Origin of the sequence: Streptomyces sp. NPDC101191 (assembly GCF_044767915.1) — a bacterium.
Classification (GTDB): domain Bacteria; phylum Actinomycetota; class Actinomycetes; order Streptomycetales; family Streptomycetaceae; genus Streptomyces.
In genome coordinates this window covers 566,634-584,708 of the sequence record NZ_JBIWOU010000002.1, presented here as the reverse complement: position 1 = coordinate 584,708, position 18,075 = coordinate 566,634, and the positions used below count along the sequence as shown (strand labels likewise).

The window sequence follows — 18,075 nt, the reverse complement described above, 5'->3', positions numbered from 1 at the left end:
GGCCGTCGGGCGCGGGGCTTTCGTGCTACGGACGGCCGGCCGGCTCAGAAGCGGGCGTGCGTCGTGATGTCCGACGCGAACTGCTCGATCATCTCCGACGTCACGGTCGGCCGGCACTGGCCGATCGCGTCCAGGTAGTCCGCCGTGGTCGCGCCGGGCGTCGGCGCGGCGCCGCCTCCCTGGTGGCCGCCGAGCGCCACCAGGTCCCGCTCGAAGGAGTTCTGGGCGGCGATCCGCGCCGCGTGCTCGATGTCGGCCGGGGTGAACAGATCGCTCGCGGCGACCAGCGCGTCAACGTCGACGTCCGGGCGGGCGCCGGTGTAGCGCGCCCAGATCGCGGACCGGGCCGCCTTGTCCGGCGTACCGATCGGGATGAGGTAGTCGAAACGGCCGGGGCGCAGGAAGGCCGGGTCGAGGGAGCGGATGGAGTTGGTGGCGCACACCAGCAGCCGCTCGTCGCGCTCCCGGAACCCCGGGATGAGCTTGAGCAGTTCGTTCGTCACCCCGTGCATCCCGCCCGGCTGCACGGGTTCGGTGCGTACGGGGGCGATCTCCTCGACCTCGTCGATGAAGACCAGCACCTGGTCGAGTTCGGCGATACGGGCGAAGGCGGTGCGCAGTGCCGCGGCCAGGTTGCCCTCGTCGGCCAGGCGGGACGGCAGGATCTCCACGAACGGCCAGCCGAGCCGCGAGGCGACCGCCCTCGCGAAGGTGGTCTTGCCGGTGCCGGGCGGGCCGAAGAGACCGATGGCCCGCGGCGGGCGCACCCCGTGGCGCGCGGCGCGCTCGGGTTCGGCGAGCGGCAGCACGACACGCCGCTCGATCAGGTCCTTCTCGCGTTCCATGCCCGCCACCTTGGCCCACAGGTCGGTGGGCAGGACCCGTCCGCCGAGGTCGTCGAGGAGGTTGGCGGCGGGGCCGTGCAGCGGCTCGACCTTCTCGAAGTAGGCGACGGCCGGCTGCCGGGTGTACCCGGCGTTGAGCAGTCCCTCGCCGAGGAGTTCCTCCTCGGGCAGCACGTAGGCGATCCGCGCCACCCGGGCGGCGACCAGCCGTCGCTCCAGCTCCACCAGGAGCGCGCTGGCCAGCCCCCGGCCGCGCCACGCCGAGGAGATGGCGATCCGCATCACCCAGGCCCGTTCGCCCGCGACGCAGGCGAGCGCGGCGCCGATCGGTACGCCCTGGTGGACGGCGACGACGGCCGGCTGGCGCGTGGTGAGGGCGCCGATGCACTCGGCGAGCGAGAAGACGGACTCCTGGCCGAGTTCGGCCGTGGTGTCGATCAGATGGACGACCGCGGCGAGATCGCTCTCGCGGTAGTCGTGGATGAGCCAGTTCACCGGTGGTACCGCCCCTCGTACGTACTGTCGCGCCTGGTGACGGCGAGGCTAGGCGGGGCGGTCGGGGCGGGTCCTCCGCCACCGTGCACAAGCGGCGGGAGGCGATTGCGCCGGACCGGCTCTATGCGCGGCGCACGTTTCCTGCGGCGGCGACTCCGGGGAGCGGTCCCGAGGCGCGGTCGGGGGAGGGCGGCGGGCCCAAGTCGTGGTCAGGGAGGGCGGCGGGCCCAAGTCGTCGTCGGGGAACGGGCGAAGCCCCCGGAAGGCGGACCTTCCGGGGGCTTCGTCGAACAGCCGGGGTGAGCGGCAGCGGCTCGGGTGAGCGGCTTCGGCCTAGTAGGCGCCGGCCAGCTTCGGGTTCGCGCCGTGCTCGTTCTGCGCCTGGTCGCCCTCGGTGCAGTAGAACACCAGGAGCACGATGAAGCCGACGAGCGGGATCAGGCCGATCAGGATCCACCAGCCGGAGCGGCCGGTGTCGTGCAGACGGCGCACCGAGATCGCGAGGTTCGGGATGAGCACCGCGAGCAGGTAGATGATGCTGATGAGCTGAATGCCCAGGGCGCCGTCGATGACGGACGTGACGATCGACGCGATGAAGTTGAACAGCTGGAACATCCAGAATTCCTTGCGGCGCGCCCGGCCGCTGAACACCGCGTACTTCTTGAAGGCTTCGAGGTACCAGTTCACTTTGTCCCCCCAAGGACTGGGTTGAGAGCGGGAGCCTGTCCCTGTGGAGCTAGGCTTACGCAGAACTTATGTGGCTGAAACGGCGTGGGTCAATTCGTTACCTTGCAGTGGCCGTTCACAGACACGGGCGCGACAGAAGTGAACGGCGTCGCCCCCCTGTGTGAGGGGGCGACGCCGTTCCGGAAGAGGATCCGCTGTCACGTCCTTCTCTTGCTCATGAGCAGTCCGCCTGCCGTGAGGGCGAAGAGGCAGACGCAGGCGCCGGTGATGACATTGCTGAGGATCGCGCCGGTGCCGGCGTCCCGGGAGACCACCCACGGAGAGACGATCAGCCACACACCCATCAGCAGCACCACGAAGTTGAGGTCCTGGGACCGTTCCGGAGCCATCGACATGCAGAGCCCCAGGCCGGCGAGCGCGAGGCCGACGATGAGGTTGCTGATGGCGAGCTCCGGCTTCGCGGCGGAGAAGTGGACCGTCCATGCGGACACGGCGGCGTAGATTCCGGCGATGATCACCAGTTCCTCTACGGCCGCGACACCTCGGGTCTGGAGCATACGGGCATAACGATCCCGCATTTCTCCCGCGTCCGGGTGTCCCCTGATATCGCCGGGACGGTGAGAGACGTCGGCCATACGACTCGCCTCCTTCTGGCGTCTTGCACGTCCGACCGCGCTTGCGGCATCGTGCCGCGGTTTCATTGTGCTCTTATCTGGCCTTTATGTGTAGATGTGTCCGATAAGGGATGTGTACAGAAAACCCGCGCGCGATATGGGCGGAATCGTCAAATCCGCCCAAGCGTTCAACAAAAGTTTAGAGAAAGGGCAAACGCGGCCCCGTATCGATATGCGCGCGGGGCCGCGGAGAGGGATCGTCAGGACGCGGCGGCCGGACGCGGCGCCCGCGTGTAAGGCCGGGTGATGATCTCCATGTTGTGCCCGGAAGGATCGTCGAAGTAGGCGCCGCGGCCACCGAACAGGCGGTTGATCCGGCCCGGGTCGGAGTGCTGCGGATCGGCGTAGTACGTGACGCGCATCCGCTCGAGGCGGTCGATCATCGCGTCGAACTCCTCGTCGGGGACGAGGAACGCGTAATGGGTGGGGGTGAACGCGGTGTCCTCCGCGTCGTAGTAGTCCAGGGTGACGCCGTTGCCGGTGTCGACCGGCAGGAACGGTCCGAAGGGCGCACCGACCTCCAGGCCGAGGACTTCGGCCAGGAACTCGGCGGAGACCCGCTTGTCACGGGCATGGACGACGGTGTGATTGAGCTCGACGGCCACAGGGGGTCCTTTCGCAGGGCAGGCGCTGGTGTCTTCTCCTCTCCCGTACGCGTGGTACGGGGCGGAGGACCGCGGCGGACCCCGCGCCCACCGGCCGGGGGCGCTCACGCCACGGCCGGGCGCCTCTCTCGATCACGGCTCATGGCCGACCCGGCAGTCATACGATCACGTTAACCCCTGGCGATCTTCGTCTGCAACGGCGTTTACGGCCAGGTGTGTCCGGGCCTCGCGGCGTAGCCTGGAAGTGGACTCGGGGTCGCACCTTCCCACCGCCGGGAGGCGGACGATGACCGGAATCGTTTCCAGGAGCTTCGACTCCGCGGACGAGGTCCGTCCCTTCGAGGACGGCAAGGGCCGACTCGATCTCATCACCACGGGCAGCGGCGCGGTGGGCCGCGCCGTGTTCGAACCGGGCTGGAAGTGGTCACAGCACGTGAAGCCCCTCGCCGGCACCGACAAGTGCATGGCGCACCACGTCGGGTACGTCGTCAGCGGCCGGATGAAAGTGGTCATGGACGACGGCGAGTCCGCCGACCTGATTCCCGGTCACTTCTACGAGGTCCAGCCGGGGCACGACGCCTGGGTGGAGGGCGACGAACCCTGTGTCGCGCTGGACTGGGTCGGCTTCGTCGACTACGCGAAGTAGCGGGGTCGGCCCGCATCCCTCGCCCTGACCCACCCGGGCCTCGCCTCGCGTCGGCGGGTCCGGGCGGGTCGTCCGCATGCCGAAATCGCCGCCCCTCTCGTCGCGCCCTCCGGCACGATGCGGCCCATGAACCGAGATCACCGCACACCGCCGCCCCGCACCGCCGACGAACGCGCCACGCTCACCGCCATGCTCCAGTTCCAGCGCGACACGCTGGAGATGAAGTGCGCCGGGCTCGCCCCCGAGCAGCTCAGGAGCAGGCCGGTCAGCCCGTCCGGGCTGTCGCTGCTCGGTCTGGTGCGGCACGCGGCCGAGGTGGAGCGGGGGTGGTTCCGCAACGTGATCAACGGCGAGCGGAGTCGTAGCCCCTGGACCCCGGCCGGCTCCACCGACTGGGCCGACTTCGACGTGGACGACGCCGACGTGGACGAGGGCTTCGCCGTCTGGCGGGACGAGTGCGCCCGCGCCCGCGAGATCGTGGCCGCCGCACCCTCCCTCGACGTCACCGGGACCGTCGGCGACGAGACGTACTCGCTGCGGTACGTGCTGGCCCACATGATCGAGGAGTACGCGCGCCACAACGGGCATGCCGACCTGCTGCGTGAGCGGATCGACGGCAGTACGGGCGAGTGAGCGGACGTCGGCGTACGCCACCGGACCAAAGGTGGTGGCCGCGCACCGGCCGTGGGCGCGGAGGCGCTGTTATCGTCGCCGCATGCCGCAGCTGATCACTCCCACCGAGCGACTTCGCACCTCCTGGCTGGAGGCCCACGCCGAGTGGCCCCCCGGCAGCGGTCAGGACGGCGTCGGCATGTGGCTCGCCCCCGAGAACGCCTTCGCCGTCCCCGAGGTCTTCGCCTCCTGGGTCGGACGCCTGCGGGAACAGTCCGACCGCACCCGGCCCGTGCCCGAGGGCCGGGTCCACGCCACGCACTGGTGGATCGTCGAGGACGACACGTACCTCGGCGCCATCGACCTCCGCCACGAACTCAACGACTTCCTGCTGCGGGCCGGCGGCAACATCGGCTACAGCGTCCGCCCCTCGGCCCGCCGCCGCGGTCTCGCCACCTGGGCGCTCGGTGCCGTCCTGCCGGAGGCCCGCGCCCTCGGTCTCGACCGCGTCCTGCTGACCTGCGACGACACGAACACCGCCTCGGCGCGCACCATCGAGCGCAACGGGGGAGTCCTGGAGGACGTCCGCCAGACCGAGATCGGGCTCAAGCGGCGCTACTGGATCGCGCTGTAAGCATCCGTCACGGTGTCGGCCGCGCATCCGCCGCGCTCGTACGCGTGCCGGAGCGCCGCGGCCGCGTGCTCGCGGACGACCTCCTCGTAACCGAACCGCACGTGCGCGAGCCGCACGACGTCCTCGACGGTGACGATCGCCGGCTCGCCGTGCCCAGCCGCGTCCCGTGCCGACACGATCGCCAGCTCGGCGGAGCGGGTCAGCGCGCGCAGATACGCCTGCCAGGCGAGGGCCCGCGCCCGCCGGGGAGCGAGTGGGCGCACCGCGCGGCCTTTCCAGAGCGCGCCGGCCGCCATGAGCACGGCGCCGGTCACGACCACCAGGACGCCGAGGGTCGCGTCGGGAGTCAGCTTCACATCGCCTCCCTTCCCCGCCCGTGCCGCGGCGAACCTGCATCGGCGCCGCCACGCTGCCGCCGGGTCGTCCCCTGCGCCGGCGCCGCCCACCCTTTGCGGGCGTCCGACCGAGGGACACAGGGGCCGAGGGGGAAAGGGCGAGTCGTGAGGGCGAAGAGCGAGGGGAGATGACACGGGCAGGTTACACGTGTCACTCTTCTCTGAGCACCGCACGCCGCCGCCGCACCGGCCAGGCCAGGAAGGCACGCCCATGTCCCCGGAGACCCCCCTCGTCACCACGACCCGCGGCCCGGTCCGCGGCGAACGGCGTGCGGACGGAAGCTGCCGCTTCCTCGGTATCCCGTACGCCGAGCCGCCGGTCGGCCCGCTCCGGTTCGCCGCCCCCGTACCGCCGGAGCCGTGGACCGAGCCGCTGGATGCCACCGCCTACGGACCCACCGCCCAGCGCCGCCCGTTCGCCGACGTCACCACGATCCCCGAGCCCTGCGTCCCGGGCGAGGGCGTGCTGAACCTCAACGTCTTCACCCCGGAGCCGGACCCGGAAGCCGGGCTGCCGGTGCTCGTCTGGATCCACGGCGGTGGCTATGTCGCCGGTTCCGCCGCCAGCCCCTGGTACGACGGTGCCGCGTTCAACCGCGACGGCGTGGTGCTCGTCTCGCTGGGCTACCGGCTCGGCATCGAGGGCTTCCTCCACCTCGACGACGCGCCCGACAACCGGGGCGTTCGGGACTGGGTCGCCGCCCTGGAGTGGGTCCGGGACAACATCGCCCGCTTCGGCGGCGACCCCGCCAAGGTCACCGTCGCCGGCCAGTCGGCGGGTGGCGGCGCGGTCCAGACCCTGCTGGCCGTACCCTCCGCGCGCGGTCTGTTCCGTGGGGCCCTGTCCGTCTCCGGCGCGGTGATGCGTCCCGACGGTCCCGAGGTCGCCCGCACCGTCTCGCGCCTGTTCACCGCTCGTACCGGCCTGCCCGCCACGGCCGCCGCCCTTGGGGACCTGAGCGACGACGAACTCCTCGATCTGCAGGACCGGCTCGGGCGGCCGGGTCCGGACCGCGAGGGGCTGCCGCCGATGCTGTCCCTCGTGCCCTTCGCCGACGGAGACCTCATCCCCGAGCCGGTACTGGACGCGCTCACGACGGGTGACGCGGGTGCCGGGGTCCCGCTGATGCTGGGCTTCACCGCCCACGAGTTCAACATGATTCCGTCTCCCGCCGCCGGTCCGGACGGCCCGCCCCTGCCGGTCCTGCTCGGCGGGCTCGGGCTCGTCGGCGAGCGCGCCGCCGCCTTCGCGGACACGTACGCGGACACGGACCCCGCGGGCCTCTTCGGGCAGGCACTCACCGACCTGACCTTCCGCGCCCCGTCCCTCGCCGTCGCCGATGCCCGCGCCGAGCGCGAACAGCCCACCTGGCTCTACCAGTTCGAGTGGGCCTCGGCCGTCAACGGGCAGGCCTACCACTGCCTCGACCTGCCCTTCGCCTTCGACCTCCTCGACGCGGAAGGCGTCGAGGCCGCCGCCGGGGGCACCCCGCCCCAGTCCCTGGCCGACGCGGTGCACCGAGCCTGGGTCGGCTTCGTCACCGACCAGGACCCGGGCGAGGAGTGGCCCGCGTACACCTCCGCGACGCGGACGACGATGATCTGGGACGAGACGCCGCGCACGGCGAAGGACCCGCTGGCGTCGGTCCGCACCGTCTGGCTCGGCTGAGGAACGGGACTCTGGGCCAGGACGGACCGGCCCCCCGGTCCGGGTTCCGGCCCCCCGTCCGGGTTCTGCCCCCGGTCCGGGTTCTGCCCCCGGTCCGGGTTCCGGCCCGCGGACCCGGTGTCGCCGGTGTGGCTCCGGTCCTGTCGGCCCGGCCCCGCGGATGTCGGCCCAGGCCCGCGGACACACCGGTTCCGGTGCCCCGACCGGCGGCGCGGGCGCGGGGTCAGGCGGTCGGCACGCTGCGGTAGTGGGTGGTCAGGCGCCCGTCGTCCGAGAGCAGGTGGAAGGCGAGAGCCGGTGCCATCTCGTCGCGGTAGACGTAGTCGCGCGGGTCCCCGCTCTGCTCCCACGGCAGCTTCGACATCGACACCACACCCGGTGCCACCAGGACCGGACGGTCCGCGAAGGACGTGGCGGCGGCGGTGTGGGTGTGCCCGCAGAGGAGGGCGGTGACCGACGGGTGCCGGCGGAGCAGTGCCGCGAGCCGGTCCTCGCCGAACTGGCGGATGCCGTCCACGAAGGGGATGCCCAGAGGCGTCGGCGGGTGGTGGAAGCCGACGAGCACCGGCGTGCCCTCGGGCGTCCGCGCCAGTTCCGCCTCCAGCCAGTCGAGCGTCTCCTCCTCCAGGAAGCCTTCGTCCTTCCCGGGGACCGAGGAGTCGCACAGGGCGACGACGAAGCCGTCCCCGCGCAGCACCTGGTTCACCGGGGCCTCCGGGGAAGGCGGCTCCGTACCGAGCAGGACGCGCCGGAAGGCGTCCCGGCGGTCGTGGTTGCCCGGACAGGCGAGCACCGGGTGGCGGGAGCCGAGGACGTTCTCCCTGACCCAGGCGTACTCCGTCTCCTGGCCGTTGTCGGCGACGTCACCGGTGACGATCACCGCGTCGAAGTCGTACGCGAGCGAGTCCAGGTAGTCGACGACGGCCCGGGCCCGCCGCCTGCTGCGCGGTGCGGAGTCGATGTGGATGTCACTCAGGTGCGCGATCACGATCACGGTCTGGCTCCCCTTCGCGGTCCCCGCCCGGTCCGACTGCTTCGCTTCTCCGAGCGGAACGTACCGCGCGCCCCGACGCCGCCGCGCGGGCCAACCGCCGCTGATTGGCCCTTTTCTGACGTTCCGACCGGGATAACATCCGGACCGCCCCAGTCCGTTCGAAGGGAGCAGCCATGCTCAAGCGGTTCACCGAGCTCTCCACCCCGCTGATCGCCGACGCCTGCGTACGTCTCGGGGAACGGCTGCGGGCCGCGCCCGCGGGCATCCTGCCGGTGCTCCCGGGACGGCGCCTCGCCGGGCGGGCGCTCCCGGTGCGCCACTACGGCAGCGTCGACGTGTTCCTGGAGGCGTTCACCAGCCACGCCGCCGCCGGCGACGTGCTCGTCATCGACAACGAGGGGCGCCGGGACGAGGCCTGCGTCGGCGACCTGGCGGTCCTCGAGGCCGAGGCCGCGGGCCTCGCGGGCGTCGTCGTCTGGGGGCTGCACCGCGACACGCCCGACCTGGTCGAGATCGGCCTGCCGGTCTACTCGTACGGCGCCCACGCGCCCGGTCCCGTACGCCTGGATCCGCGCGGGCCCGAGGCGTTGAGCACGGCGCGGTTCGGCGAGCACCTCGTCGGCGCCGGCGACGCGGTGTTCGCCGACGACGACGGCGTGCTGTTCGTGGCGGCCGACCGGGTGGACGCCGTCCTCGACACCGCGGAGAGCATCTTCCGCACCGAGCGGGACCAGGCCCGGCGGATCAGGGCGGGAGAGACCCTGCGCGACCAGACGCGCTTCGACGAGTACCTGGAGCTGCGGGCGCGGGACCCGGAGTACAGCTTCCGGCGGCATCTGCGCCGGATCGGTGGCGCCATCGAGGAGTAGGCGCACGGGCCGCCCCACCGGTGGGACGGGGGTCCACCGGTGGGAGACGGGGAGGCAGGCACGCGCCAGGGGCCCGGCGGGCCCACGCAGCCACGTGTCGTGGGGCCCGGATGCCCCGCACAGGCACGCGCCACGGCACCCGGCGGCCCCGAGCGGCGCTCGTCGCGCGGCCCCGGCGGCCGAGGCGCAGCTGCCGGGAGGCCCGGAAGCCGGAACGCGCAGATGCCGGGAGTCGGGGGCGCAGGGAGGCGTAGATGCCGGGAGGCCCGGAAGCCGGGAGTCCCGGGCGCAGGGAGGCGCAGCTGCCGGAAGGCCCGGACTCAGGAAGGCGCAGATACCGGGAGGAGCAGGCGCCGGTGGAGAGAGCGCGGGCGCCGGGGGAGCGGGCCTCGCGGGGGTCAGCCGCCGGCCCGGAAGCCGATCGACCCGTCCGGCAGCACCGCCTCGACCTCCGCACCGTGCTCGACGGTGCGGCTCACCGTGCAGAACTTCTCGTGCGTCAGCCGCACCCCGCGGGCGAACACGTCGGCCGCCCGCGGATTGTTGTCGGGAAGCTCGAACTCGTAGCTGACCCTGATCCGTCCGATCCGGCCGTCGTCCTCCGGGCCCGCCACGCCCTCGACGACGATCCGCAGGTCGTCGTGGTCGACGGCGCGTGCCGTGCGGTCGATCACCAGCCCGCCGCAGCCGCCCATCGCCGCGAGCAGCAGCTCGACGGGCGTGAACGACGGCTGCGCGTCCGCGTCGTCGTCGGCGGCGATCCGCACCTCCGCGCCCCGGTCGTTCCGGGCGGTCCAGGTGCGGTAACCGGTACGGACGGTCTCGATCCGGTAGTCGGCCATGACGGCACTGCTCCTCAAGGGGACGGGGTGCGCACGCGAGCGCGTACGCACCCTCATCCCATCACTCCCGTGCGGCGGGCGTGCACACGGGCACGCCCTCCCGTACGACGCCGGCCCACGCCTCCGTCACGGCTCCCCACACCGTCCGCAGCAGCTGCTCCGCCTCCCGTACGGAGTCGACGGCGGCGTCCGGATCGCCGCCCTCGGCCCGGATCCGGGCGCCGTCCGCCGCCGCCCAGTCCGCGATCGTGCCGGTCAGGGCCTCCGGGTGGAACTGCAGGCCCCATCCCCGCGTGCCCACCCGGAAGGCCTGGTGCACGCAGTGGTCACCGGTCAGGAGGGGGACCGCGCCGGGCGGCAGGAGCTCGACGTCGTCCCAGTGCCACTGGGCCGCCGGAGCCCCCTCGGGCACCGCGCCGAGCACCCGGTCCCCGTCGGCCGCGGGGAGTCGGCGGAGCGGTACGGCGCCGAGCTCGGGCTCCCGGGTGCGCGGCGCGACCCTGCCGCCGAGCGCGTGGGCCATGAGCTGGGCACCGAGACAGATGCCGAGGAGCGGGAGCCGAGCGTCGACGGCCTCGCGTATCAGCGCCCTGACCCGGGGCAGCCACGGAGCGGCGGTGTCGTCCTCGCAGTTGGGCGAGCCGCCGAGGACGATCAGGCCCGCCCAGCCCTCCAGCGACGCGGGCAGGGCCTCGCCCTGCCACGGGTGGCACACCCGCGGGTCGACGCCGGCCGCGCGGAGGCGCTCGGCGACGAGACCGGGGCCGGCATCGGCCTCGTGCTGGATCACCAGGACGGGGGGTGCGGAATGCGTGGTCACGGGCGTACGGCCTCCCGGTCTGCGGGGAACAGGGTCTCGTGGTGGTGAGTCACCTCCCGAGGGTGGCCGAAGAATCGTTTCTGTGGAACCTGTCCGAGGGGTCTGCCTCCCGGGCCGGACGGTCGGGTGATCAGGGGCGACCGCGATCCGGCGATGTCGGCCGACGCGCGGCGGCGCACCGGCGCGCTGCCCCACGTCGCCGGGGCCCGCCGCTGGGTCGCCGGCCTTGCCGAGGGACCGTTCCCCGCCTCGTTCACCCTGGTCACGGTGGTGGCCCGGCGCAGTCGCGAGCCCTGAGCGCCCCGTGCGCTGAGTACCCGGCGCGCGGGAATCTGAGTACGGCGTCCGATGCCCGTGCACCGCCCCGCTGATGAACTGTCGTCATGAGCGACGACACCACGCGCCCCCGCCCCCTCCGGCTCGTCACGGCGACCGCCACCGCCACGGGTTCGGCGCTCGCGGTGGCGCTGCTGCCGGTCGTGGTCGGCGCGCTGCTCGCCCGTTCGGTGGGCGGCGACCCGACGGCGTCCGTCAACGCGCTGATCGCGGGTGGCGGCCAGCGGGCCAGGCTCTCCCGCACCCAGCTGCGCGACTGCGGCGGGCGCGCCGTCGCGCGGGCCCGCGGCGCCTGGGATCAGTCGGCGCTGCGTGCCGTCACGAAGCCCTGCGCGGTCGCCTCCGCCGGACCGGGCTCGCGCACCAGGCGCGCGGTCACGACGAAGCCGGCGTCGGTCAGCAGCGAGGCGACGCGTTCCGTCGGGTACCGGTAGACGTCCAGGTCCACCTCGTGCCCGTACGCCTCCTCCAGACGCACCCGCTCGTCACCCACCTTGAAGGCCACGAGCAGCGGGCGGCCCGGGGCGAGGACCCGGTGGCACTCGGCGAACACGGCCGTGAGCTCATCCGGGGCCATGTGGACGGTGGAGTACCAGGACAGCGCTCCGCCGAGGGAGCGGTCGGGCAGGTCGAGCGCCGTCATCGAACCGACTTCGAAGCGCACCTGCGGATACGTCTCCCGGGCCACCGCGACCATCCCGGGCGACAGGTCGATCCCGAACACGTCCACCCCGAGCCCCCGCAGATGCCCCGCCACCCGCCCCGTCCCGCATCCCAGATCCCCCACCGGTCCGCCCTCGCCGGCCCGCGCCTCCTCGGCGAAGGCGGCCAGCATCGCCCGGTCGAGCGGCTCCGCCGCCAACTGGGCGGCGAGCAGGCGCTCGTAGGAGACGGCGACGGTGTCGTAGGAACGGCGGGTGGCGGTGACGCGTGCGGACTCGGTCATGACGCGGCACAGTACCGGCGTTCACCGGTCGGCCTTCCCGGGAGGAGACATGGATCGGGCCGTCTTCGCGTCGCACGTCGGCGCCGGTCCTGCCGCACGGAGGTCGCTCTCAGCCGCGGAAGGCCGCCGGGCGCTCCGGTGAGGCCGCGGCCAGGGCCGCGGTGACGGCGTCCACGCCGGCCCGCAGGCCGTAGACCGGGGTGTCCGGCTGCTGGCGCCAGGACTCGTCGAGGCCGCCCGCGTCGACGGTGTCGAAGCCCAGTTCGTCGATGAGGGCGCGGACCGTGGTCTTCGCCGCCTCGTCGTCGCCCGCGACCGGAAGGGCGATCCGCTCGGGGGCGCCGGCCGGCAGGGGGCGTTCCACGATGTCCTGGGCGTACGTGCCGTTGAAGGCCTTGACGACCGGGTGACCGAGGTGACGCTCGGTCCAGCGGCTTTCCGTCAGGCCCTCGTCCTCGATGCCCGCGATCCGCCCGTCGCGCTCCCGCGGGTAGTAGTTGTTGGTGTCGATGACGGCGAAGCCCTCCGCGGCCCCGTCGAAGAGGCCGGCCGGCAGCTCGGGGACGGCCTTCAACGGGACCGTCACGATCACGACCTCCGCGCCCCGCGCGGCCTCCGTGACCGGGACCGGGCTCGCACCGGTCTCCTCCGCGAGGGCGGTGAGCGTGTGCGGGCCACGCGAGTTGGCCACGGACACCTCGTGTCCGAGCGCGCTGAGTCGGCGGGTGAGATTGCCGCCGATGTTGCCTGCTCCGATGATGCCGATCTTCATCGTCGTTCCTTCCGGGCCGAGCGAGCGGCGGCGCGTGTCGCCGTCACGGCACTGGCCAACCGGCCCGGACGGGGTGCTATTCCCCCCGAGGCGAGGGCTTGGCGGGTCCGGAGTGAAAGACGGCCCGTTCCGACCCCGTGACCGATCCGTTCAGGTGATGATCCACTTACCTCGTCCAGGCCACATCCGGGCCTCGTCCAGGCCACCCAGGCCACACGTCGAAAGGGCAGCGCCCATGGAAGCGCAGGACCGCGCACGCCACGAGCAGGAGTCCGAGCCGCCACGCGGCATCGGCCGGCGCCGATTCCTCGGGTACGTACTGGCGGCACCGACCCTCACGGTCGCCGCCCGGATCGGCGAGGACGTCCTCGCCCCCGCCCCGGCGGCGGCCGCCACCCCCGCCACCGCGCCCGGCATCATCCCGACCCTCCCCGGGCCCGCCGAGATCCTCGACCTCAACGACCTGCTCACCGCCGCGGCCCTGCCCACGGCGGACCTCATCACCCTCCGCGTCGATCCCGACGGCACGGCCCACTTCGCGCTGCCCCGCGCCGAGGTCGGCCAGGGCATCACCACCTCCACCGCCATGATCATCGCCGAGGAACTCGACCTGCCGCTCGACCGGATCGAGGTCACCCTCGCCGACGCCCGCCCCGAACTGCTCTTCAACCAGCTCACCGGCGGCTCCAACACCACCGTGTCCACCTTCACCCCGATCCGGGTCGCCGCCGCCGTCGCCCGCGGCCGGCTGCTGCGCGCCGCGGCGCTGGAACTCGGCGAGGCCGTCGGCACCCTCACCGCCAAGGCCGGTGTGATCACCTCGGCCGCGGGCATCCGGCTCACCTACGGCGAACTGGCCGTCAAGGCCGCCGCGCTCAGCGACACCCGGGTCGCCGTCACCCTCAAGGACCCGGGCGACTTCCAGGTCATCGGCACCGCCCGGAATCGCGTCGACGCCCTCGACGCCGTGACGGGGCGCAAGAAGTTCGCCATGGACGTCCAGGTGCCCGGCGCCCTGCCCACCATGGTCTGCCGCCCGCCCACGATCAACGGAACCGTCCGCTCCGTAGCCAACCTGCCCGAGGTCCGGGCCATGCCCGGCATCACCGACGTCGTCACCGTCTCCACGGGTGTCGCCGTCCGCGGTCGGACCTTCGGGCAGTGCGTCGACGCCGTCCGCGCTCTCAAGGTCACCTGGGGCCCGGGCACGGCCGAGGGAGCCTCCGACGCCACCGTGCTCCAGGAACTCCGTGGCGCCGAACTGCCCCTCGTCGTCCCGCCGCTCGACCTCCTCACCAAGGCCGTCGACGCCCGCTTCACCTTCCACTTCGCCAGCAACGCCGCCCTGGAGACCAACTGCGCCGTCGCCGACGTACGGCCAGGCTCCGCGGAGATCTGGGCCGGCCTCAAGTCGCCGATCGTCGCCCAGGAGAAGATCGCCCTCCAACTCGGTCTGCCTCCCTCGGCCGTCAAGGTCCATGTCACCGAGGGCGGCGGCTCCTTCGGCCGCAAGTTGTTCCACGACGCCGCCGGCGAGGCCGCCGAGATCTCGAAGGCCATGGGCAAGCCCGTACGCCTCATGTGGCACCGCACCGACGACTTCCGGCAGGGGCGTACGCACCCGATGTCGACCTCACGGGTCCGCGCCACCTACGCGCTCGGCGAGGTCCTCACGTACGAGCAGCGGCACACCTCCGTCGCCACCGACTTCGGCCACGGCGTCGGCGAGATCATCACCTCCGAGGCGGCGAAGCTCCCGGTCGCCGACCTCACGTTCTCCGAGACGATGTTCACGCTCACCCAGACCAGCCCGTACCACTTCGGCCTGACGACCCAGCTTCTCAGCGAGGTCGACCACGGCTTCAACACCGGCTCCATGCGCGGCATCTACTCGCCCAACGTGCGCTGCGCCCAGGAGCTCGTCGTCGACGAACTCGCCAGGAGGACCGGCCAGGACGCCCTCGCCTTCCGCCGCCGCTTCCTCAAGGACGAGCGGGCGCGCGCCGTCCTCGACAAGGTCGCGGACATCGGGCACTGGGGGCGGACGATGGCGCCCGGCACCGCGCAGGGCATCGCGCTCCACCCCGAGTACCACTCCGTCGTCGCCGTCCTCGCCGAGATCGACTGCCGCCCGGAGACCACCGGTCGCAAGATCCGCGACGCCTGGACCGGGCCCCGGGTCACCAGGATCGTGTGCGCCGTCGACGTCGGCCTCGCCGTCAACCCGCGCGGTCTGGAGGCCCAGATGATGGGCGGCATCATCGACGGCATCGCGCTCACGCTCACCTCCGGCCTCCACCTCAAGGACGGGCGCTTCCTGGAGAGCAGCTGGGACAACTACTTCTACACGCGGCAGTGGAACACCCCGCCCGAGCTGGAGATCGTCGTCATGCCCTCCACCGGAGACAAGCCCGGCGGCGCCGGAGAGCTGGCCGTCGCCGCCTCCATGGCCGCCGTGGCCTGCGCGTACGGGCGGGCCACCGGCACCATGCCGACGACCTTCCCCGTCAACCACGGCGCGCCCCTGCCCTTCACCCCGGCGCCCACCGTCCCGCCGATCCCCGCCTCGCCGACCGACGGCCGCGCCCGCGCGCTCTGATCCCCGGACCGACCACAGATCTCAGGAGCCACCGTGCCCCAGCACACCTTCATCCTCAACGGCAAGGCCGTCACCGCCGAGGTCGAGGACGACGTCCGGCTGCTCTGGGTGCTCCGGGACGTCCTCGGCGTCACCGGGCCCAAGTACGGCTGCGGCGTCGGCGTCTGCCAGGCGTGTACGAGCCATCTCAACGGCAGGGCCTTCACGCCCTGCTCCGTGCCGGTGGGGGACCTCGCCGACACCGACGAGGTGACCACCATCGAGGGCCTGCCCGCCACCGTCGGCAAGGACCTGCACCCGATGCAGGAGGCCTGGCTGGACATCGACGTCGCCCAGTGCGGCTACTGCCAGCCGGGCCAGATCATGACCGCCGTGGCCGCCGTACGGCGCGCCCACGAGGCAGGGCGGGAGATCGACGAGACCGACCTCGACCAGATCCGCAACATCTGCCGTTGCGGGACCTACAACCGTATCCGTGAGGCCATCAAGGAGGGCGCCCGCCGTATGGGGTGAACCGGCCCGCCGGGCGGCCTCCGCCGACGTGAGGGAGCGCCGCCCATGCCCGGAAAGGCCGCCCATGCCCGGAAAGATCGTCCCCTTGATGTCCGTCTCCCCCGACGGACACATCGAGGGGGAGGAGCGAAGGCGCGCGGAGGGTCCCGAGCGGGGCCCGCGCCCGGGGGTCCCGAGCGGGGCCCGCACGCGGGGGATCCCGAGCCCGGGGGTCCCGAGCCCGGGGGGCCCGCACGCGGGGGTCCCGAGCGGGGCCCTGCGCCCGGGGGTCTGGCGCGCAGGGCCCGAGCCCGGGGGTCCCGCACGCGGGGGTCCCGAGCCCGGGGGTCCCGTGCACGCGGCACCTTCCGATCGAGCGGAGGCCCTCGGGCCGGGCGGCCCCCGGGCGTCAGGCGGCCGGAACGCGTCGGCTGCCCCGCCCGTGTTGCGTCGGCCGCCCCGCCCGTGTTGGTAGCTTGCGGGGCGTGGACGACTTCTCACGTTCGTGGACCGCACTGCGCGCGGCCGTCGCAGGTCTCGCCGACGAGGACTTCGCCCGGCCCTCGGGCTGCGCCGGCTGGCTCGTCCGCGACCTGGTGTGCCACCTCGTCATCGACGCCCAGGACGTCCTGATCACCCTCGCGACGCCCGCGGACACCCCTCCCACGCGCGACGCCGCGTCCTACTGGGAGGTCTCCGAGACGCCGCCGACGGGCGAGGACCCGCTCGACGCGCTGACCGTACGGCTCGCCGCCGCGTACGAGGACCCGGGACTGCTGAGGTTCCACCTGGACGACGTCGGCTCAGCCGCCGGGCGCGCGGCCGTGCTCGCCGAACCGGGCGGGTGGGTCGGCACCCGCGGCGAGGTGCTCACGGTCGGCGACTACCTCTCCGCCTACGTCGTGGAGTGGACGCTGCACCACCTGGACCTCGTGGCCCACCTGCCACACGCGCCGCGACCGCCCGCGGAGAGCGTGGCAGCCGCGCGCCGGCTGTTCGAGCGGATCGCCGGCGCACCGTTCCCGGCCACGCTGTCCGACACGGAGGCGCTGCTCGTGGGCACCGGCCGTCGTGCGCCGGGCCCCGCGGAACGGACCGCCCTGGCCGAGGCGGGCGTGCGGATCCCACTCTCGCTCGGCTGACGGGCGTACGCCCGACGGCGGCTCCATGGGGCCGCCCAGTCGCCCGTCACGAGGGCCGGGCCGCCCTTCCGGTGCGGGTCCTGGGCCGGGTGAAGGAAGGCGCTCTCCCCCGCCCGGGGGAGCGGGTCCCACCGTGAGGAGGAGGCCGCGGACCGGGGTGAGGTGGAAGGTTCGGAGGCAGCGGGAGATCACCCGACGCCCTTCGACCCATGGAGGATTGCCCATGCGCAAGCTCATCGCCGCCGCCGCACTCGTCACCGCGGCCGTGGCCCTCGTCTCCGGAACCGCCGCGGCGGCGCCGGTTCCGGTACCCGCCCCCGCGCCCGCCCGTGCCGAGTACCTCTCCCTGCGCAGCTGGACGCTGCTCAACGAGCACGGCCCGGGTGCGAACCCCGGCGAGCGGCTCACCGCACGGGTGGACGCCCGGACCGTCGGCGGCCGCACCCGCGGGCACGCCGTCGTCCAGCACGAGTTCATCGGGGAGGGCACCGTACGGGTCGAGTTCGACGTCGACTGCCTGACCACCGGCCATGGCGCCGTCACCGTCACCGGGCCCGTCACCACGGCCACCGCCACCCCGGTCGGCGGCCGGCCGCCGACCACCGGGCCGGCCGGCTGGCACCCCGAGACCGGGCTCACCTTCTACTCGGCCGACGAGCACGGCGAGCGCCGGGTGGGCTGGGCCGGCGCCGACCTGTCGGATCCGGGCAAGCCCTCCCGCGCCACCATGTGCACGCCGGTTCCGGCGGACCTGTGGGTCATCGGAGGCCGGACCGTCGTCCGCCGGTGACGCCGGAACCGGGCGGTCGGATCGCGCGGAGCGGACGCTCCGTGAGGAGCGGTCCGTCCGGGTCGGCCGAAGGTCATGTCGGGGCCCTCCACGGCCGAGTACCCGTCATACCCCAGAGCTACCCGGGAGGTTGGCCCCTGCGCGGGACGCCGACTACAGAAGCCGCCTCCTACCGTCCGTGACGGAACGAACTCCGTCCCGGAAGGACCCC

Annotated in this window: 19 protein-coding genes and 1 pseudogene; 10 read left to right on the top strand and 10 right to left on the bottom strand. The window is 73.1% G+C overall.

The features are described 5' to 3' along the window. Nucleotides 1-44 precede the first annotated feature (44 nt). The 4 genes from ACIRQF_RS09740 to ACIRQF_RS09725 all read right to left on the bottom strand — a co-directional run bounded on the left by ACIRQF_RS09740 (nucleotide 45) and on the right by ACIRQF_RS09725 (nucleotide 3,306). On the bottom strand, nucleotides 45-1,340 hold the full coding sequence (locus tag ACIRQF_RS09740; protein WP_376635103.1) for an ATP-binding protein: 1,296 nt from the start codon (nucleotides 1,338-1,340) through the stop codon (nucleotides 45-47). Nucleotides 1,341-1,673: 333 nt separating this feature from the next. Further along, on the bottom strand, nucleotides 1,674-2,027 hold the full coding sequence (locus ACIRQF_RS09735; protein WP_376635101.1) for a DUF805 domain-containing protein: 354 nt from the start codon (nucleotides 2,025-2,027) through the stop codon (nucleotides 1,674-1,676). 197 nt (nucleotides 2,028-2,224) lie between these two features. Then, nucleotides 2,225-2,584, bottom strand: coding sequence for an SPW repeat protein (locus tag ACIRQF_RS09730; protein WP_365346337.1), 360 nt, complete (start codon nucleotides 2,582-2,584; stop codon nucleotides 2,225-2,227). A 317-nt stretch (nucleotides 2,585-2,901) separates the two neighbouring features. After that, a complete protein-coding gene (locus tag ACIRQF_RS09725; protein ID WP_376635099.1) occupies nucleotides 2,902-3,306 on the bottom strand; it encodes a VOC family protein in 405 nt (134 codons plus the stop codon). Between the two features lie 286 nt (nucleotides 3,307-3,592). Between ACIRQF_RS09725 and ACIRQF_RS09720 the strand changes: the two genes are divergently transcribed. The 3 genes from ACIRQF_RS09720 (at nucleotide 3,593) to ACIRQF_RS09710 (ending at nucleotide 5,198) form a co-directional block, all read left to right on the top strand. Then, the gene (locus ACIRQF_RS09720) at nucleotides 3,593-3,952 is read left to right on the top strand and encodes a cupin domain-containing protein (RefSeq protein ID WP_382481985.1); all 360 of its coding nucleotides are present in this window, start codon (nucleotides 3,593-3,595) and stop codon (nucleotides 3,950-3,952) included. Between the two features lie 126 nt (nucleotides 3,953-4,078). Beyond that, complete coding sequence (locus ACIRQF_RS09715) at nucleotides 4,079-4,585, top strand: DinB family protein (protein ID WP_404090413.1); 507 nt, start codon at nucleotides 4,079-4,081, stop codon at nucleotides 4,583-4,585. Nucleotides 4,586-4,667: 82 nt separating this feature from the next. Then, nucleotides 4,668-5,198, top strand: coding sequence for a GNAT family N-acetyltransferase (locus ACIRQF_RS09710; protein WP_382481990.1), 531 nt, complete (start codon nucleotides 4,668-4,670; stop codon nucleotides 5,196-5,198). Here ACIRQF_RS09710 and ACIRQF_RS09705 read toward each other — a convergent pair. Next, nucleotides 5,180-5,554, bottom strand: a complete 375-nt coding sequence (locus ACIRQF_RS09705) for a hypothetical protein (protein WP_376635094.1) — start codon at nucleotides 5,552-5,554, stop codon at nucleotides 5,180-5,182. The two genes, ACIRQF_RS09710 and ACIRQF_RS09705, sit on opposite strands and share 19 nt — an antisense overlap. A 250-nt stretch (nucleotides 5,555-5,804) precedes the next feature. Between ACIRQF_RS09705 and ACIRQF_RS09700 the strand changes: the two genes are divergently transcribed. Further along, nucleotides 5,805-7,262 (top strand): carboxylesterase/lipase family protein, encoded by a 1,458-nt coding sequence (locus tag ACIRQF_RS09700; RefSeq protein WP_404090409.1) that lies wholly within the window; start codon nucleotides 5,805-5,807, stop codon nucleotides 7,260-7,262. A 223-nt stretch (nucleotides 7,263-7,485) separates the two neighbouring features. On the opposite strand, the gene ACIRQF_RS09695 is transcribed toward ACIRQF_RS09700, so the two are convergent. Next, nucleotides 7,486-8,256 carry a metallophosphoesterase gene (locus tag ACIRQF_RS09695; protein ID WP_382481996.1) on the bottom strand — a complete coding sequence of 257 codons (771 nt, stop codon included), beginning with the start codon at nucleotides 8,254-8,256 and terminating at the stop codon, nucleotides 7,486-7,488. Nucleotides 8,257-8,429: 173 nt separating this feature from the next. Between ACIRQF_RS09695 and ACIRQF_RS09690 the strand changes: the two genes are divergently transcribed. Then, the gene (locus ACIRQF_RS09690) at nucleotides 8,430-9,125 is read left to right on the top strand and encodes an RraA family protein (protein ID WP_404090406.1); all 696 of its coding nucleotides are present in this window, start codon (nucleotides 8,430-8,432) and stop codon (nucleotides 9,123-9,125) included. 398 nt (nucleotides 9,126-9,523) lie between these two features. Here the strand turns inward: ACIRQF_RS09690 and ACIRQF_RS09685 are convergent, their stop codons facing one another. Together ACIRQF_RS09685 and ACIRQF_RS09680 are read right to left on the bottom strand one after the other, a co-directional pair. Next, nucleotides 9,524-9,967 carry an OsmC family protein gene (locus ACIRQF_RS09685; RefSeq protein WP_376635086.1) on the bottom strand — a complete coding sequence of 148 codons (444 nt, stop codon included), beginning with the start codon at nucleotides 9,965-9,967 and terminating at the stop codon, nucleotides 9,524-9,526. A gap of 61 nt (nucleotides 9,968-10,028) precedes the next feature. Then, entirely contained in the window at nucleotides 10,029-10,787 is a 759-nt protein-coding gene (locus tag ACIRQF_RS09680) for a type 1 glutamine amidotransferase (protein WP_404090403.1), read from the bottom strand. Nucleotides 10,788-10,940: 153 nt separating this feature from the next. Here ACIRQF_RS09680 and ACIRQF_RS09675 point away from each other — a divergent pair, with 153 nt between their 5' ends. Next, nucleotides 10,941-11,084 (top strand): hypothetical protein, encoded by a 144-nt coding sequence (locus tag ACIRQF_RS09675; protein WP_389751769.1) that lies wholly within the window; start codon nucleotides 10,941-10,943, stop codon nucleotides 11,082-11,084. Between the two features lie 337 nt (nucleotides 11,085-11,421). Here the strand turns inward: ACIRQF_RS09675 and ACIRQF_RS09670 are convergent, their stop codons facing one another. Further along, complete coding sequence (locus ACIRQF_RS09670) at nucleotides 11,422-12,069, bottom strand: class I SAM-dependent DNA methyltransferase (RefSeq protein ID WP_404090400.1); 648 nt, start codon at nucleotides 12,067-12,069, stop codon at nucleotides 11,422-11,424. A 109-nt stretch (nucleotides 12,070-12,178) separates the two neighbouring features. Then, nucleotides 12,179-12,880, bottom strand: a pseudogene (locus ACIRQF_RS09665) (NADPH-dependent F420 reductase); the annotation flags it as partial. A gap of 196 nt (nucleotides 12,881-13,076) precedes the next feature. On the opposite strand from ACIRQF_RS09665, the gene ACIRQF_RS09660 reads away from it, so the two are divergent. The 4 genes from ACIRQF_RS09660 to ACIRQF_RS09645 all read left to right on the top strand — a co-directional run bounded on the left by ACIRQF_RS09660 (nucleotide 13,077) and on the right by ACIRQF_RS09645 (nucleotide 17,864). Beyond that, on the top strand, nucleotides 13,077-15,440 hold the full coding sequence (locus tag ACIRQF_RS09660) for a molybdopterin cofactor-binding domain-containing protein (protein ID WP_404090397.1): 2,364 nt from the start codon (nucleotides 13,077-13,079) through the stop codon (nucleotides 15,438-15,440). 33 nt (nucleotides 15,441-15,473) lie between these two features. Further along, the gene (locus ACIRQF_RS09655; protein ID WP_376635077.1) at nucleotides 15,474-15,953 is read left to right on the top strand and encodes a (2Fe-2S)-binding protein; all 480 of its coding nucleotides are present in this window, start codon (nucleotides 15,474-15,476) and stop codon (nucleotides 15,951-15,953) included. A gap of 464 nt (nucleotides 15,954-16,417) precedes the next feature. Further along, the gene (locus ACIRQF_RS09650) at nucleotides 16,418-17,074 is read left to right on the top strand and encodes a maleylpyruvate isomerase N-terminal domain-containing protein (RefSeq protein ID WP_404090394.1); all 657 of its coding nucleotides are present in this window, start codon (nucleotides 16,418-16,420) and stop codon (nucleotides 17,072-17,074) included. A gap of 223 nt (nucleotides 17,075-17,297) precedes the next feature. Next, nucleotides 17,298-17,864, top strand: coding sequence for a hypothetical protein (locus ACIRQF_RS09645; protein WP_404090391.1), 567 nt, complete (start codon nucleotides 17,298-17,300; stop codon nucleotides 17,862-17,864). The last annotated feature ends 211 nt before the right edge of the window (nucleotides 17,865-18,075 follow it).